This is a genomic window from Pseudocitrobacter sp. CD920760 (assembly GCF_057782505.1).
Genome location: NZ_CM173490.1, coordinates 1549346 through 1565842, shown reverse-complemented (window position 1 = coordinate 1565842; position 16497 = coordinate 1549346). Strand labels below are relative to the sequence as shown.

14 protein-coding genes are annotated in these 16497 nt (G+C 53.7%); 7 read left to right on the top strand and 7 right to left on the bottom strand.

The genetic code is table 11. The annotated features are described in order from the left end of the window. Both kdpD and kdpE read left to right on the top strand, forming a co-directional pair. Entirely contained in the window at positions 1–2688 is a 2688-nt protein-coding gene (gene kdpD / locus AC1MKH_RS07075) for a two-component system sensor histidine kinase KdpD (protein WP_276218617.1), read from the top strand. Further along, positions 2685–3362, top strand: coding sequence for a two-component system response regulator KdpE (gene kdpE / locus AC1MKH_RS07070; protein ID WP_276218377.1), 678 nt, complete (start codon positions 2685–2687; stop codon positions 3360–3362). The genes kdpD and kdpE overlap by 4 nt, the downstream gene beginning before the upstream one ends. Positions 3363–3471: 109 nt before the next feature. On the opposite strand, the gene AC1MKH_RS07065 is transcribed toward kdpE, so the two are convergent. The 3 genes from AC1MKH_RS07065 to seqA all read right to left on the bottom strand — a co-directional run bounded on the left by AC1MKH_RS07065 (position 3472) and on the right by seqA (position 6389). After that, entirely contained in the window at positions 3472–3966 is a 495-nt protein-coding gene (locus AC1MKH_RS07065; RefSeq protein WP_276218380.1) for a hypothetical protein, read from the bottom strand. Positions 3967–4166: 200 nt separating this feature from the next. Beyond that, positions 4167–5807: a phosphoglucomutase (alpha-D-glucose-1,6-bisphosphate-dependent) gene (gene pgm / locus AC1MKH_RS07060; RefSeq protein ID WP_149464409.1), complete on the bottom strand. Its 1641-nt coding sequence runs from the start codon at positions 5805–5807 to the stop codon at positions 4167–4169. Between the two features lie 24 nt (positions 5808–5831). After that, positions 5832–6389 carry a replication initiation negative regulator SeqA gene (gene seqA, locus AC1MKH_RS07055; protein WP_276218383.1) on the bottom strand — a complete coding sequence of 186 codons (558 nt, stop codon included), beginning with the start codon at positions 6387–6389 and terminating at the stop codon, positions 5832–5834. A 184-nt stretch (positions 6390–6573) separates the two neighbouring features. Between seqA and ybfF the strand changes: the two genes are divergently transcribed. From ybfF to fur, 4 genes are all read left to right on the top strand, one after another. Continuing rightward, positions 6574–7338, top strand: a complete 765-nt coding sequence (ybfF, locus tag AC1MKH_RS07050) for an esterase (protein ID WP_276218385.1) — start codon at positions 6574–6576, stop codon at positions 7336–7338. 129 nt (positions 7339–7467) lie between these two features. Beyond that, positions 7468–7761: a LexA regulated protein gene (gene ybfE, locus AC1MKH_RS07045; protein ID WP_276218387.1), complete on the top strand. Its 294-nt coding sequence runs from the start codon at positions 7468–7470 to the stop codon at positions 7759–7761. Positions 7762–7911: 150 nt separating this feature from the next. Then, complete coding sequence (fldA, locus tag AC1MKH_RS07040) at positions 7912–8442, top strand: flavodoxin FldA (RefSeq protein ID WP_015965346.1); 531 nt, start codon at positions 7912–7914, stop codon at positions 8440–8442. A 282-nt stretch (positions 8443–8724) separates the two neighbouring features. Beyond that, positions 8725–9177, top strand: a complete 453-nt coding sequence (gene fur, locus AC1MKH_RS07035; RefSeq protein ID WP_013367108.1) for a ferric iron uptake transcriptional regulator — start codon at positions 8725–8727, stop codon at positions 9175–9177. 113 nt (positions 9178–9290) lie between these two features. Here the strand turns inward: fur and chiQ are convergent, their stop codons facing one another. From chiQ to nagE, 4 genes are all read right to left on the bottom strand, one after another. After that, positions 9291–9623 (bottom strand): ChiQ/YbfN family lipoprotein, encoded by a 333-nt coding sequence (gene chiQ, locus AC1MKH_RS07030; protein ID WP_276218391.1) that lies wholly within the window; start codon positions 9621–9623, stop codon positions 9291–9293. A gap of 51 nt (positions 9624–9674) precedes the next feature. After that, positions 9675–11078, bottom strand: coding sequence for a chitoporin ChiP (chiP, locus tag AC1MKH_RS07025; RefSeq protein WP_276218393.1), 1404 nt, complete (start codon positions 11076–11078; stop codon positions 9675–9677). Between the two features lie 391 nt (positions 11079–11469). Then, positions 11470–13134 carry a glutamine--tRNA ligase gene (gene glnS, locus AC1MKH_RS07020; protein WP_276218395.1) on the bottom strand — a complete coding sequence of 555 codons (1665 nt, stop codon included), beginning with the start codon at positions 13132–13134 and terminating at the stop codon, positions 11470–11472. Between the two features lie 183 nt (positions 13135–13317). Continuing rightward, a complete protein-coding gene (gene nagE, locus AC1MKH_RS07015) occupies positions 13318–15339 on the bottom strand; it encodes an N-acetylglucosamine-specific PTS transporter subunit IIBC (RefSeq protein WP_276218396.1) in 2022 nt (673 codons plus the stop codon). A 323-nt stretch (positions 15340–15662) separates the two neighbouring features. On the opposite strand from nagE, the gene nagB reads away from it, so the two are divergent. Then, positions 15663–16463: a glucosamine-6-phosphate deaminase gene (gene nagB, locus AC1MKH_RS07010; RefSeq protein ID WP_276218398.1), complete on the top strand. Its 801-nt coding sequence runs from the start codon at positions 15663–15665 to the stop codon at positions 16461–16463. Positions 16464–16497 lie beyond the last annotated feature (34 nt).

Genomic DNA, 16497 nt, shown 5'->3' with positions numbered 1-16497 from the left:
ATGACCGACGAGCCGCAACGCCCAAACCCGGATCGCCTGCTGGAGCAGACGGCCTCCCCGCATCGCGGAAAGCTGAAGATTTTCTTCGGTGCCTGCGCGGGCGTGGGGAAAACCTGGGCGATGCTGGCGGAGGCCCAGCGTCTGCGGGCGCAGGGGCTGGATATCCTGGCGGGCGTGGTGGAAACCCACGGGCGTAAAGAGACGGCGGAAATGCTCAAGGGCCTGACGCTGCTGCCGCAAAAGCGGCTGTCATGGCAGGGCCGTTATCTGCATGAGTTTGACCTGGACGCCGCCCTCGCCCGCCGCCCGGCGCTGGTCCTGATGGATGAACTGGCGCACAGCAACGCGCCCGGTTCGCGTCATCCCAAACGCTGGCAGGATATCGACGAACTTCTGGAAGCCGGAATCGACGTCTTTACTACCGTTAATGTCCAGCATCTGGAAAGCCTGAATGACATTGTCAGCGGCGTCACCGGCATTCAGGTGCGTGAAACGGTGCCCGACCCATTCTTTGATGCCGCCGATGAAGTGGTGCTGGTGGATCTGCCGCCGGACGACCTACGCCAGCGGCTGAACGAAGGCAAAGTGTACCTTGCCGGGCAGGCCGAACGCGCTATCGAGAATTTTTTCCGCAAAGGGAATCTCATCGCCCTGCGTGAACTGGCGCTGCGCCGCACGGCGGACCGCGTGGATGAACAGATGCGCGCCTGGCGCGATACCCAGGGCCAGGAAAAAGTCTGGCATACCCGCGACGCGATCCTGCTCTGCGTCGGCCACCATACGGGCAGCGAAAAACTGGTGCGCACCGCCGCACGTCTGGCGGCGCGTTTAGGCAGCGTCTGGCATGCCGTGTATGTAGAAACACCTACGCTGCATCGCCTGCCAGAGGCCCAGCGCCGCGCGATCCTCAGTTCGCTACGTCTGGCGCAGGAGCTGGGCGCGGAAACCGCCACCCTTTCCGACCCCTCGGAAGAAAAAGCAGTGATCCGCTACGCCCGTGAGCACAACCTTGGCAAAATCGTGATCGGCAGGCAGGAGAAGCGTCACTGGTGGAGCGGCGAGCGCTTTGGCGACCGCCTGGCCCGTCATGCACCGGATCTCGATCTGCTGGTTGTCGCGATGGACGAGAAACCGGATCCGCTGCCTTCATCAACCCGCGATCCGCGCAGCTTCTTTGACAAATGGCAGGTGCAAATCCGTGGCTGCGCGGTGGCGTTTGCCCTTTGCGCTGCTATCACGCTTATCGCGGCGCAATGGTTAATGGCCTTCGACGCCGCCAACCTGGTGATGCTCTATCTGCTCGGCGTGGTGATCGTCGCCCTCTTCTATGGCCGCTGGCCGTCGGTGCTGGCGACGGTTATCAACGTTATCAGTTTCGATCTCTTCTTTATCGCTCCGCGCGGTACGCTGGCGGTGTCTGATGTGCAATACCTTCTGACCTTCGGCGTGATGCTCACCGTGGGGCTGGTGATTGGCAACCTGACCGCCGGTGTGCGCTACCAGGCGCGGGTGGCACGCTATCGTGAACAGCGCACCCGCCATCTGTACGAGATGTCGAAAGCCCTGGCGGTGGGACGCAGCGCCGAAGATATCGCCCGCACCTGCGAGCAGTATATTCAGTCAACCTTCCATGCGCGCAGCCAGGTGCTGCTTCCCGACGAAAACGATAAGCTCACGCCGTCCACACAGCAGGACGGCCTGACGCCGTGGGATGATGCGATTGCGCGCTGGAGCTTCGATAAAGGCCTTCCCGCCGGGGCGGGCACCGATACCCTGCCCGGCGTGCCGTATCAGATCCTGCCGCTAAAAAGCGCCAGTAAAACGCTGGGGCTGGTGGTGGTCGAACCGCTTAACTTGCGCCAGTTGATGATCCCTGAGCAGCAGCGTTTGCTGGAGACATTCACACTGCTGGCCGCCAGCGCGCTGGAACGGCTGGCGCTCACCGCCAGTGAAGAACAGGCGCGATTTGCCAGCGAACGGGAAAGTTTACGCAACTCGCTGCTGGCCGCGCTTTCCCATGATTTGCGCACACCGCTGACGGTGCTGTTTGGTCAGGCGGAAATTCTGACGCTCGATCTCGCCAGCAGCGGCTCGCCTTACGCCCCGCAGGCCAATGAAATTCGCCAGCACGTGCTAAACACCACGCGGCTGGTGAATAATTTGCTGGATATGGCGCGCATCCAGTCTGGCGGCTTTAATCTTAATAAAGAGTGGCTGACGCTGGAAGAAGTGGTCGGCAGCGCGCTGCGTATGCTGGAACCCGGCCTGAACGGGCAGCAGATTGCGCTATCGCTTCCCGACCCGTTGATGCTTATTCACGTCGATGGCCCACTGTTTGAACGCGTACTGATCAACCTGCTGGAAAATGCGGTTAAGTACGCCGGGTCGCAGGCACAGATTGGCATTAACGCCCACGAGCAAAATCACCAGCTCTTGCTCGATATCTGGGATGACGGGCCGGGCATTGCGCAGGGGCAGGAATCACGAATTTTTGATAAATTCTCACGTGGAAATAAAGAGTCCGCCATTCCCGGCGTCGGGCTGGGGCTGGCGATTTGCCGGGCCATTGTCGATATTCATGGCGGCACGCTTTCAGCCAGCAATCGCCCTGAAGGCGGCGCCTGTTTTCATGTTACACTTCCGCTGGAGTCTCCACCGGATCTTGAAGAATTTCATGAGGATATGTGACCAGCGTTCTGATTGTTGAAGATGAACAAGCCATCCGCCGTTTTCTGCGCACCGCGCTGGAAGCCGAAGGGCTGCGCGTATTTGACGCTCAAACATTACAGCGTGGGTTACTGGAAGCGGCAACGCGTAAACCCGATCTGGTGATCCTCGACCTCGGCTTACCCGATGGCGACGGGATCGATTTTATCCGCGATTTTCGCCAGTGGAGCGCTACGCCGGTTATAGTGCTTTCCGCACGTAGCGAAGAGAGCGACAAAATCGCCGCGCTGGACGCAGGCGCGGATGATTATCTCAGCAAACCATTCGGCATCGGCGAGTTGCAGGCCCGCCTGCGCGTCGCGCTACGCCGCCACGCCAATACCCAGCCCAACGACCCGCTGGTGACGTTCTCTGATGTGCAGGTCGATCTCGCGGCTCGCCGCATTGTGCGCGGCGGCGAAGAGGTGCATCTCACCCCTATCGAATTTCGCCTGCTGGCGGAACTGCTCAACAACCCCGGCAAAGTGCTCACCCAGCGTCAGTTGCTGAACCACGTCTGGGGGCCAAATGCGGTGGAACATAGTCATTATCTGCGGATTTATATGGGCCATATTCGGCAGAAACTGGAAGCCGACCCGGCACGGCCAAAACATTTCCTGACGGAGACGGGGATTGGGTATCGGTTTATGTTGTGAAGAACAATGTATGCATGTTCTACCCTTTTTATGATTACAAAGTGAAGAAACAAGAACCGTTATTCCGCTTACTGAATTCCGGGAAGTGCAGCATCAAATGAAAGCAGCGTTAATGAGTATTTATCGCTTTCAGTTCTTGCTGGCAGTTTTTTGACTGGCAGCGTCGCAACTCAATAATCCCAACATGCATCATCGTTCCAAAAAATCCGCTTTCGCTGACATAATCCTCATCAACTATCGGTCGAGTGCCTGGCTTGCCCTGACAAATCAGCATAAAAAATGAGGTATAGCATTGCCAACCGGGTAGCAGTCCTTCTTTTTCCTGTGCCGACATATCATGAAGATAAATCACCTCTATCGCGTTCCCGGCTGACAACTGCCAGCGGCGGGTATTATCAGGTTGGTTATCGCCATGGCAATTAGTCTTACACCGGGAAGGTGCAATATTGATCGGAAAGCTGCCTTTTAGGGCCTTCGTTTTATCCACAGGGGTTAGTAACCAATCGCCAGTTAAGGATGATTGTTCAGGTTGGGCACATGCAGTGAGCAATAATGTGGCGATAATAAATGCCACTCTCATGACAACGTTCCTTTTTGTCTTCATTTTGAATTCCTTTTGTTTCTTCAGATCGCTGACAACGTGCGCGTTGTTCTTGCCGGATGCGGCGTAAACGCCTTATCCGGCCTACAAAATATGTACGGACCTTGTAGGCCTGATAAGCGTAGCGCATCAGGCAATTTTACGGTTGTCATCAGTCACCAATAAAAAAGGAGCCGCAAGGCTCCTTTTTTATTTATTCGCTTTTACGCGTTTTTCAGCACTTCACTAACAATTTCTACCGCTTCTTTCTCAATCTGCTTACGGTGTTCTTCACCAAGGAAGCTTTCGCAGTAGATTTTATACGCGTCTTCCGTACCTGACGGACGCGCGGCGAACCAGCCGTTGTCAGTCATCACTTTCAGACCGCCGATGGATGCGCCGTTACCCGGTGCAGCCGTCAGACGTGCGGTGATAGGGTCACCGGCCAGGGTGCTGGCACTCACCATCTCTGGGGAGAGTTTAGACAGCGCCGCTTTCTGCGCAGAGGTCGCGCCAGCCTGCAAACGGTTGTAGCTTGGCGCACCGAAGCGTTTTGCCAGCTCGTTGTAATGCTCTTGCGGGTTCTTGCCGGTGACGGCGGTGATTTCCGCAGCCAGCAGGCACATGATGATGCCGTCTTTATCGGTAGACCACGGCGTGCCGTCGAAGCGCAGGAACGATGCCCCGGCGCTCTCTTCGCCGCCAAAACCGAAGCTGCCGTCAAACAGGCCATCCACGAACCATTTGAAACCGACAGGCACTTCCACCAGCTTGCGGCCCAGATCGTTAACGACACGGTCGATCATCGCGGAAGACACCAGCGTTTTACCCACGGCGACGTCTTTGCCCCACTGCGGACGGTGCTGGAACAGGTAGTTGATGGCAACCGCCAGATAGTGGTTCGGATTCATCAGGCCCGCAGGCGTGACGATACCGTGACGGTCGTAGTCCGGGTCGTTGGCGAACGCGAGGTCAAACTTATCGCGCAGCGCCAGCAGGCCCGCCATCGCGCACTCGGAGGAGCAGTCCATACGGATTGCGCCATCTTTGTCGAGATGCATAAAGCGGAAAGTCTGGTCAACCTGATCGTTAACGATGGTCAGATTCAGCTTGTAGTATTCGCCGATACGTTTCCAGTATTCGATACCGGAACCACCCAGCGGATCGACGCCCAGCGTCAGGCCCGCTTTCTGGATAGCCGCCATATCGACGATATCCGCCAGCCCTTCAATGAATGGCTGCACCAGGTCCATCTCTTTCACATGACCGGACGCCAGCGCGGCATCCAGAGAAATACGTTTCACGCCTTTCAGGCCATCGGCCAGCAGCGCATTGGCGCGATCTTCCACCACTTTGGTGACGTTAGTATCGGCCGGGCCACCGTTAGGCGGGTTGTATTTGATACCGCCATCTTCCGGCGGGTTGTGAGACGGCGTAATCACAATACCGTCAGCCAGTGGACCACCTTTTTTGTTGTGGACCAGAATAGCGTTCGACACAGCAGGCGTCGGCGTAAAGCCGTTATTTTCCTGCACAATGACATCCACACCGTTTGCCGCAAGCACTTCGAGCACCGAGATAAACGCCGGTTCAGAGAGCGCGTGGGTATCTTTACCGACGAAGCAAGGGCCGGTAATGCCGTTTTTCGCACGATCTTCGGCGATAGCCTGCGCGATCGCCAGAATATGAGGTTCATTGAAACTCTGGCGCGCCGCGCTGCCACGGTGTCCGGAAGTACCGAACTTCACTGCATGCTCTGCGTTACCCACTTCCGGTTTCAGCACATAGTACTGAGACGTCAGCTGGGCGACGTTAATCAAATCACTCTGTTGTGCAGGTTGGCCCGCACGGTTATGGATTGCCATTGCTTGATCCTTCTTATGCAAGGGTTAGATTGTGCCGCATACCTTTTCGATTAATTCAGCGGGGAACTGCATAAATTGCATAATGTGTTCCACCATACTGCATTTACGACCCGTGTTGGTATTCGTGATCACCCAATATGGGGTTTCCGGTACCTGTTTCGGTTTAGTCTGATTACCGTTTTTCAGCAGGGTTTGCTCATTGGCGGCAAAGTAGACACGCGTACGCCCATGAAGCGATTCCGTCGCTTCGGCAAACGCGTTGTTATCCAGTTTGTAGAGCGTCGTCAGGATCAGCATAAAGCGATTGACGGCTTTTTTCTGCTCAGCGTATTCGTCAGAGAGCAGCAGTTCACGCATCGCGCGAACTTTATCTTTCGCGGTTTTAACCGGTTTTACCTCGGCAACTGGAGCAACCTGAGCAGGCGCAACTTCAGCTTTGGCAACCGGAGCAGCAACAACAGGTTGTGATGCGGCGGAAAACTTCAGCATTCGCCGTAAAATGTCAGATGCGCTCTCGCCAATGTGCAGTGTGTGGGCGGCAATATAGCGATAGAGTTCGTCATCAACTTCGATCGTTTTCATCTTAATCCAGTGCAATTATTTTTTCTGAATACAAGTTGCTGGGATTATATGTTCAAAACCCAACAGCGGATAGCGTCATACCAGGATAGCGGCAAAAATGGGATAAAAATCGTATCTTGCCCCTGAACGTGAGAATGTCCAACATAATACCCTAACCCGACAGAGCGAAAAAAAGAACTTTGCTATGAAATTGAATACCCGAGCGCAATCTGCACAAAACCTGCACAATAATTCCCCCATTCTGCTCGTTCACGGCCTTTTCGGCAGCCTGGACAACCTTGGCGTACTGGCGCGCGACCTGGTGACCGACCACGATATCCTGCAAGTGGATATGCGTAATCACGGTCTTTCTCCGCGAGCGGATGAGATGAACTACCCGGCGATGGCCCAGGATCTGCTGGATACCCTCGACGCCCACAACATCGAGAAAGCCACGGTGATTGGTCACTCGATGGGCGGCAAAGCGGTGATGGCCCTGACCGCGCTAGCCCCGGAACGCATCGATAATCTGGTCGCTATTGATATCGCGCCGGTGGATTATCATGTGCGTCGCCACGATGAGATTTTTGCGGCGATTAACGCAGTCACCAACGCAGGTGTCTCCTCACGCCAGCAGGCCGCAACCGTGATGCGCGAATTTTTAGCCGAAGAAGGTGTGATTCAGTTTCTGCTGAAGTCGTTTGTTGACGGCGAGTGGCGCTTTAACGTACCGGTGCTGTGGGATCAGTACCCGCACATCGTCGGCTGGGAGACGATTCCGGCGTGGGATCATCCGGCACTGTTTATCCCCGGCGGAAATTCGCCTTATGTTACCGAAACTTACCGTAACGACCTGCTCTCGCAATTCCCACAGGCGCGTGCGCACGTCATTGCAGGCGCTGGCCACTGGGTGCATGCGGAAAAACCGGACGCGGTGCTGCGCGCCATCCGCCGATATTTAGCAGACTGATTAAAAACTCAACGACCGCGCGCCATTATGGCCGTGGTCGTTGGCGTGTCGGTTGCACTGATGTATGATTGCGCGCTGTCTGCACCGGGCGTTTCCCGGTAGCTTGTTTCCCCGAAGTCACTCTGAATCATGGCAAAAGAACAAACGGACCGAACGACAATTGATTTGTTCGCAAATGAGCGTCGGCCGGGAAGACCCAAAACCAATCCGCTTTCGCGTGACGAACAGCTGCGCATCAATAAGCGTAATCAATTAAAACGCGATAAAGTTCGCGGTTTGAAGCGCGTCGAGCTGAAACTCAATAACGATGCGGTAGATGCCCTGAACGAACTGGCAACCGCGCGCGATATGAGTCGCAGTGAGCTTATCGAAGAGATTCTGATGAGCCAGTTAGCCCTGCTTCGCGCGCAGGAAAAGCTCTGAAAATTTCATAAAATCCCGCTTTCATGTAGCAGAGTGTGCAGTCCGGTACGATTGCTGATTCCGCACCCTTCTCTGTTCTGCTATGATTGCCCTTATCTGTGGGCAATACGCCACCACCATATCATTAAGTTTCAAGAGGTTATTTAACTCATGGCAATCGTTGGCATTTTCTTTGGTAGCGACACCGGCAATACCGAAAATATTGCAAAAATGATTCAGAAACAGCTTGGTAAAGACGTTGCCGACGTGCATGACATTGCCAAGAGCAGCAAAGAAGACCTGGCTGCATTCGACATTCTGCTGCTGGGTATCCCTACCTGGTACTACGGTGAAGCCCAGTGCGACTGGGACGATTTCTTCCCGACGCTGGAAGAAGTTGATTTCAATGGCAAACTGGTTGCACTGTTCGGCTGCGGCGACCAGGAAGACTATGCGGAATACTTCTGTGATGCGCTGGGCACTATCCGCGACATCATCGAACCGCGCGGTGCGACCATCGTCGGCCACTGGCCAACAGCGGGTTACCACTTCGAAGCCTCTAAAGGCCTGGCCGATGACGACCACTTCGTAGGTCTGGCTATTGATGAAGATCGTCAGCCGGAACTGACCGCTGAACGTGTAGAAAAATGGGTAAAACAGATTTCTGAAGAGCTGCATCTGGAAGAGATCAAAAACGCCTGATTCTTGATGCGGCGTGACTTTTCAAATCACGCCGCATTAATAGGTAGAAGCAATCAAAATAATAGCTACAATTTTTTAACTTTTGAGCGTAAATCTGTACAATATCTTCTGAATTTAGCGAGTTTGCTGGTCAAGCCTCGTTTTCGAAATCTTTATTCGCCCAGGTCTTGCTGTTTTCATTTAGAAGGCGTCATTCTATAATGAGACGCATTACACTCGGTGCACTCTCTGTGATACTTCCGCGTTTGGAAGTCAATCGTTTAGCAACAGGACAGATTCCGCATGACTGACAACAATACCGCATTAAAGAAGGCTGGCCTGAAAGTCACACTTCCCCGGTTAAAGATCCTGGAAGTGCTTCAGGAACCAGACAATCACCATGTCAGCGCGGAAGACTTATACAAACGCCTGATCGACATGGGTGAAGAGATTGGTCTGGCGACCGTCTACCGCGTTCTGAACCAGTTTGATGACGCGGGCATTGTCACGCGCCATAATTTTGAAGGTGGCAAGTCCGTTTTCGAACTGACTCAACAACACCATCACGATCACCTGATCTGCCTCGACTGCGGCAAGGTTATCGAATTCAGCGATGATTCCATCGAAGCTCGTCAGCGTGAAATTGCCGCGAAACACGGTATCCGCTTAACCAACCACAGCCTGTACCTGTATGGTCACTGTGCTGAGGGCGACTGCCGCGAAGATGAACACGCGCACGATGGCGTAGAGAAGTAATTTCTTCGAGATTCTGAAAAGCCAACCTTCGGGTTGGCTTTTTTATTGCCTCTGTAAAGACAAAAAAAGCCGGAGACGCTTTAGGTCCCCGGCTCTGTGCAGGCCTTATTGTCTTACTTTGTCGTGTTATTACTGCGAATTTCCTGCCAGATTAACCCGCAATCTTTCTTCACGGCCTGATCGTTACCGGTTTTTCTCGCCAGAATGCACGCCTGATAATCGCTTACCCGCACGGTCTCCTGATTGGCAAACTGCTGGTGCGCCTTCTCCTGCTTCAGCACGTTCAGCACCTGCTGGCAGGCTTCGATTTTTTCCGGCGAGCCTTCTGCGGTGTTGATACAGGCGCTATAGGCATCTTTTAAACGCGTATCTTCTTTTGGTGCTTCAGACTGAGCGCAGCCCGCCAGCGCCGCGACCAGCGCAGCAATCATCACTGTTTTTTTCATGTTATTAGCCTTATACGACACGGCGGGCTCTGCGGCCCGCCTGAATACTTATCAGAAGATGGTGAACGGTGCGATAACCATAAATTTCACGTCACGTTCATCCTGGAAGATGTTGCCGTAACCACCGCTCCAGCTCGGGATATCCGAGTGGTTGTCGTACTGGGTGAAGTGCAGTTTTAACAGAGTACCTTTCGCGCGGCCTTCCTGTACGGTGTATGCCACATCGAAGCTGTAAGAAGACTCTTCGATAGTTTTGTTTTTGTCGTAGTACGCGTCCGGGTTGATCTGCCAGGTAGACGGTTTGGCATCCCAGGCGTAGACGTATGATGCACCTACAGCCCAGCCCGGCAGGTTCCAGTTCTTCAGGTCATACATCGCACCGAAGAACACCGCTTTTTCGCCGTTGGCGTTGAAGTCAGAACGGTTATCCCACCACACATCGAGGCGACCGTTAGAGGAGGCGTAGGTTGGCGTCATACGCTGCAGGAAGTAGCCCTGCTGGCCTTCAGCCTTAACCCAGGTCCCTTCCAGACGCAGGTCAACCTGCCCCACTTTGTAACCGAAGGTCAGCGCCTGCAACCACGCGGTGCCGTCATAAATATCGTTTACGGTGCGGTCATCCACTTTATCGCGGGTACCGTAGAACTGATAGCTGGTAGACAGCGGGCTACCGGCGATATCAAATTTGTAGCTGGCTTTGGCAAAGTACTGATCGACATAGCCTTCCGCCTGACCAAATGCCGCTTCCAGTACCAGGTCATTTTTGAAGTCATATTTCATACCGATGGAGTGCAGATAATCGACTTTCGTGCGCTTATCGTTCTGGTAGAAATTATCCATTTCGATATGCCATGGGGCCTTATATTCATTGGTCCACATGTAGGAGAAGCTCAGCGCGCCAGCATCGCCGTAATCAAAGTTCGCGCCCGCTTCTGCACCCTGATAGGTGCCTGGCATAAAGCTCCAGTGCGGCGCTAACAACGTTTGGCCGGTTGGCTGAATATAACCACCACGCGCCCAAACCGGGCCATACTTAAATTTCGCAGCGGCTTTATAAAGGCTCACACCGCTTTTATCGCCGGAGTAATCTTCCGAGTAGCCTTTATTTTTAGACGAGAACGCAATTTCGTTCGGGTGACCACTTTCTGAGGATTCTGCCATTTCGATAGCGGTAAACGCCGCAATATCGAGGCCGAACATATCAGCAGCATAGCCGGACTGGAAATCGAGGTTGGCGTTCCAGGTGGAGTGAGAAAGGTTGGTTTTATATTTGTCGTTATCGGTCACATCTTTACGGTCACGCTCACGCTGCCAGTAATAGATGCCGCCCGTTAACGTGGAGTCATCGACAAAGCCTGCTGCACTCGCCTGGGGAACAACTACCAGGCCCGACATTGCTGTGACACCGGCAATAGCCAGCGCCAGCGTACTACGTTTGCCACTGAACGTACGCATATGTGTATCCTCTTTGACTTTTAAAATGCCGCTGCAAAGCAGAGGCTAAAAATAAAAAACTGATAAAAAGTAGCGGGTGAAAAGCACCTTTTGCTACAGGATTAGAGTATTTTTCGCGACGCGAATTATCAATCCTTTTTCGCAAGCAAAATGCAGGACTATGACAAAGCGCACATATTTCGTTGCGTCTTGTAACAAATGCGATTTATTAACATTAAGCGGCGCAATGCCTTATCTCATCAGGGGAAAAGGTTAATAGCGCAGGTTGCAAGGATGTATCTTGATGAAATGATGCAAACGGGTGATGCCTGCATTAAAAAGATTAATTCGCATCGCGAATATGAGAGATAAAAAAAACGCCGCAAATGCGGCGTTTTTCACAAACAGAAGATTACTCGCCCGCTTTCGCCCAGGTATCACGCAGGCCAACGGTGCGGTTGAACACCAGTTTTTCTGCGGTAGCGTAGCGGCTGTCGAGGCAGAAGTAGCCTTCACGCTCGAACTGATACGCTTTACCGGCAACAGCAGCTTTCAGAGACGGTTCAGCAAAGCCCTGCTTGATAACCAGCGAATCCGGGTTCATCACCGACAGGAAGTCATCTGCCGCACCTGGGTTCGGCACGCTGAACAGACGATCGTACAGGCGGATTTCAACCGGCAGCGCGTGTGCCGCGCTCACCCAGTGAATAACGCCTTTCACTTTACGGCCATCTGCCGGGTCTTTGCTCAGGGTATCGGCATCGTAGGTACAGAAGATGGTGGTGATATTACCTTCTGCATCTTTCTCTACGCGTTCTGCTTTAATCACGTAAGCATTACGCAGACGCACTTCTTTACCCATCACCAGACGCTTGTACTGCTTGTTGGCTTCTTCGCGGAAGTCAGCACGATCGATCCAGATTTCACCGCTAAACGGTACTTCACGGCTGCCCATTTCCGGTTTGTTCGGATGGTTCGGCATGGTGACCATTTCGCCTTCGCCCTGGTAGTTTTCGATAACCAGTTTCACCGGATCGATAACCGCCATTGCGCGCGGAGCGTTTTCGTTGAGATCTTCGCGAATACAGGATTCCAGCGACGCCATCTCAATGGTGTTGTCCTGCTTGGTCACGCCGATGCGTTTGCAGAACTCACGGATAGCGGCGGCGGTGTAGCCACGACGACGCAGACCGGAAATGGTCGGCATACGCGGGTCATCCCAGCCTTCAACGTGTTTTTCCATCACTAGCTGGTTCAGCTTACGCTTGGACATCACGGTGTATTCCAGATTCAGACGCGAGAATTCGTACTGGCGCGGGTGAACCGGAATAGAGATGTTGTCGAGAACCCAGTCATACAGGCGACGGTTGTCCTGGAATTCCAGAGTGCACAGGGAGTGCGTAATGCCTTCCAGCGCATCGCTGATGCAGTGGGTGAAGTCGTACATCGGGTAGATGCACCACTTGTTGCCGGTCTGGTGGTGCTCGGCAAATTTAATACGGTACAGCACCGGATCGCGCATCACGATGAACGGCGACGCCATGTCGATTTTCGCGCGCAGGCAGGCTTTACCTTCTTCGAAGCCGCCGGTACGCATTTTTTCGAACAGCGCCAGGTTTTCTTCGACGCTGCGGTCGCGGAACGGGCTGTTTTTACCCGGCGCAGTCAGGGTGCCGCGGTATTCGCGGATCTCTTCCGGCGACAGTTCGTCAACGTAGGCCAGGCCTTTGTTGATCAGTTCAACGGCATATTGATGCAGTTGATCAAAATAGTCTGAGGAGTAGTGAATATCACCGGCCCAGTGAAAACCTAACCACTCGACGTCGTGTTTGATCGACTCGACGTATTCGATATCTTCTTTTACCGGGTTAGTGTCATCAAAACGCAGGTTGCACAGGCCCTGATAGTCCTGCGCGACGCCAAAGTTCAGGCAGATCGATTTCGCATGGCCGATGTGCAGATAACCGTTCGGCTCAGGCGGAAAACGGGTATGGACTGTGGTGTGCTTCCCACTGGCCAGATCTTCATCGATGATCTGACGAATAAAGTTACTCGGGCGGGCTTCAGCCTCACTCATCGTGGATTCCTCAAAAGCGTAAATAACGTATAACGGCGTATGATCTTATAAGCCGGACGCAGAGACAACCCTTAACTTGCAGAAAATGCGTCTTTGAAGAGGAATATGGGGATCATTTGCTGCAAAAAAAAGCGGCGGAGGAAAGTCCCCCGCCGCTTAAGGCAATCGCGAACTCAGGAGCGATTATTTACCTTTAATTTCATACAACGCTGTTTGCCCCGCAACGACATGACCCTGCGCCTTAATCACCAGGCCGCTGAAGTCGTCAATGTTGCTGCAAACCACCGGGCTAATCATTGAACGTGCATTGGCGTTCAGGTAGTCGAGATCCATTTCCAGAACCGGCTGACCTGCTTTCACTTCGGCACCCTCTTCCACCAGGCGAGTAAAGCCCTGGCCGTTCAACGCAACGGTATCGATACCCATGTGGACAACGATTTCCGCGCCTTTCTCGGTTTCCAGGCAGAACGCATGGTTGGTATTAAAGATTTTCACGATGGTGCCCGCAGCCGGGGAAACCACGGTTTTTTCCGTTGGTTTAACCGCTACGCCGTCGCCTACCGCTTTGCTGGCAAAGGCTTCGTCTGGCACCTCTTCCAGCGCCACCACTTCACCGGTTACCGGGGAAACCAGCTCGGCAATCACCGTGCTGTTATTCGGCACAGCTTGCGGTTTAGCCGCAGGCGCTGCTGCCGGTGCCGCAGTGGCTTCAGCCGCCGCAACCGGGCCTGTGGTTTTCATCGCGTTGGCGATTTTCTCTGCCACGAAGCCAACGATAATCTGCACGCTGGTTTTGTTCAGGCGAATCACGCCGGATGCGCCCAGACGTTTCGCCATGGCGTCGTTCACCAGAGAAGAGTCTTTCACGTTCAGACGCAGACGGGTGATACAGGCATCAATGCCGGTCAGGTTGTCAGAACCACCAATCGCGGCGATGTACTGGCGCGCCAGGCCGGAAACATCCTGCTCTTTATCGCTACCTACATTCGTGTCCTGACCATCCGCTTCGCTACCGGCAACCGCCAGCTCGCGACCCGGGGTCATCAGGTTGAATTTGGTGATGGTGAAACGGAACACCACGTAGTAGATAACGAAGAACACCAGGCCCTGCGGGATTAGCATCCACCAGTGTGTCGCCAGCGGGTTACGCGAGGAGAGCACCATATCCACCAGCCCGGCGCTGAAGCCGAAACCGGCAATCCACTGCATGCTGGCCGCGATAAATACGGAGATACCGGTCAGGAAGGCGTGGATCACGTACAGTACCGGCGCCACGAACATGAAGGAGAATTCCAGCGGCTCGGTGATCCCGGTGAAGAATGCCGCGAAAGCACCCGCCATCATGATACCCAGCACTTTCGCTTTGTTCTCAGGACGCGCGCAGTGATAGATAGCCAGCGCTGCACCCGGCAGGCCGAACATCATGATTGGGAAGAAGCCCGCCTGATAACGACCGGTGATACCGACAACCGCTTTACCCGCTTCGATAGACTGTGCGCCACCGAGGAAGTTAGGAATGTCGTTAATGCCCGCCACGTCGAACCAGAACACGGAGTTCAGCGCGTGGTGCAGGCCAACCGGAATCAGCAGGCGGTTGAAGAAGGCGTAAACGCCCGCGCCAACGGAGCCCAGTTTCTGGATGTGCTCACCGAAGTTCACCAGACCGTCGAAAATTACCGGCCAGATGTACATCAGAATAAAAGCGACCACGATCATCACAAACGAGGTCAGAATCGGCACCAGACGGCGACCGCTGAAGAACGACAGCGCCTTCGGCAGCTCAACGCTGCTGAAGCGGTTGTAGAGTTCCGCAGAGATAATACCGACCAGAATACCCACGAACTGGTTGCTGATCTTACCGAACGCCGCCGGAACCTGGTCCGCCGGGATCTTCTGGATCATCGCTACCGCCGCCGGAGAACACAGCGTGGTCAACACGAGGAAGCCCACAAAGCCGGTCAGCGCCGCAGCACCGTCTTTATCTTTTGACATCCCATAAGCCACACCAATGGCAAACAGGACGGACATGTTATCAATAATGGCCGAGCCAGACTTAATGAAGAACGCGGCAAGGGCATTATCGCCACCCCAGCCAACAGGGTCGATCCAGTAACCAACCCCCATCAAAATTGCCGCTGCAGGCAGCGTGGCGACCGGCACCATCAGTGCGCGACCGACCTTCTGTAAATAACCTAGAATACTCACTTTATTCCCCCTATGAGACCCTGTTAGGCTCACGCTTTGCTGTTTTTTTATAGTGTTACAACTGATAAGTACGACGAATTATTCATTGACATGTGGAGTGTGTGAAAAATTAATTCGTATCGCAAATTAAACACCCATTTTTTGTGATTTTTGTCACCAAATATCGCTATACTCTCTCCCTTTTGCTGGCTAACTCGCAAAACTTATTTTATCATTCAAAAAATCAAAGCGGATTGACCCCTTGTTACCGCGAAAGTGCGTTACGCTTTATGATAAGCATTCGTCAATCCACGACCTTTTTAAATTAACTATAGAGGTGAACAATGAGACTGATTCCCCTGGCTACAGCAGAACAAGTGGGCAAATGGGCCGCGCGTCATATCGTTAACCGCATCAACGCGTTCAACCCAACCGCCGATCGTCCGTTCGTGCTGGGTCTGCCGACTGGCGGCACACCGCTGACTGCCTATAAAGCACTGGTAGAAATGCATAAAGCGGGCCAGGTTAGCTTCAAGCACGTTGTGACGTTCAACATGGACGAATACGTGGGCCTGCCGAAAGAGCACCCGGAAAGCTATCACAGCTTCATGCACCGTAATTTCTTCGACCACGTTGATATTCCGGCTGAAAACATTAATTTACTGAATGGTAACGCCGCAGATATTGACGCAGAATGCCGTCGTTATGAAGAAAAAATTCGTTCTTACGGCAAAATCCACCTGTTTATGGGTGGCGTAGGTAACGATGGTCACATCGCGTTCAACGAACCGGCTTCTTCTCTGGCTTCCCGTACCCGTATCAAAACCCTGACACACGACACCCGCGTGGCAAACTCCCGTTTCTTTGACGGCGACGTCTCTCTGGTTCCAAAATACGCGCTGACCGTTGGCGTGGGCACCCTGCTGGACGCAGAAGAAGTGATGATTCTGGTGCTGGGCAACCAGAAAGCACAGGCGCTGCAGGCTGCTGTAGAAGGCAACGTCAACCACATGTGGACCATCAGCTGCCTGCAGCTGCATCCGAAAGCCGTTATGGTGTGCGATGAGCCGTCCACGATGGAGCTGAAAGTGAAAACGTTGAAATATTTCAACGAACTGGAAGCGGAAAACATCAAAGGTCTGTAATGTATTATCGCCCTGCGGCATGTGCAGGGCGCTT